The organism is Mycobacterium bulgaricum, assembly GCF_041287165.2.
GTDB lineage: Bacteria > Actinomycetota > Actinomycetes > Mycobacteriales > Mycobacteriaceae > Mycobacterium > Mycobacterium bulgaricum.
The window spans coordinates 1-633 of record NZ_JBGGKV020000043.1; the positions used below are offsets into that span (position 1 = coordinate 1).

A 633-nucleotide genomic window follows, 5' to 3' on the forward strand; every position below is an offset into this window, starting at 1 on the left:
GATCTTTAGGCACCGCCAGGCCGTGACCGCCCAACACGGCGCGGGCAGCGCTGTAGGCATCGAGGGGATCGGATTTGCCTTGCCGGCGCCGCGCTGCCCGGTCGGGTCGATTGACCTCAACGACGTGAATGCTGTTGGCCTGCAAAGCTTGTGTGATTCCCGCACCGTAGGAGCTGGTGCCTTCGACTCCGACACTGATGACATCACCAAAGCTGCGGGCCCAGCAGATCGCGGCCCAGTAGCCGGTCGGATTAGCGCGAAACTCGGCGTCGCCGAGTACTTGGCCGGTATCGGTGATCGCGGCCAGATGGATGGTGTCGAGGTGGGTATCGATGCCGATGACGACGCGACGGTCAGATGTCACGATGGTGGTGTCCTCTCCTGCATATGAACTCTGCGGTGGGTGACAACCCGGTAGGGCGGGCAGACAAGACATTGATGAGGCAGCGGACAGGCTCCTGATTAAGTCATGTCCGCCCTACCAGGGCTGTTGTGGTGCTTGCCCGCACGTCGCACGGTGAGACAAATCAAATGGAAGACAACCCAACAGGGTGCCAGTCGGAGGACGAGTCATCACCGGCGGCGAACGAGCAAGACCATCCTCACCCGAACCCGCTTAACAGAATCAATGTC

At 61.0% G+C, this 633-nt stretch carries 1 protein-coding gene; it reads right to left on the bottom strand.

The annotated features are described in order from the left end of the window. A partial coding sequence (locus tag ACAG24_RS29485) for an IS110 family transposase (protein WP_370476393.1) occupies positions 1-364 on the bottom strand: 364 nt, incomplete at its 3' end. Positions 365-633 lie beyond the last annotated feature (269 nt).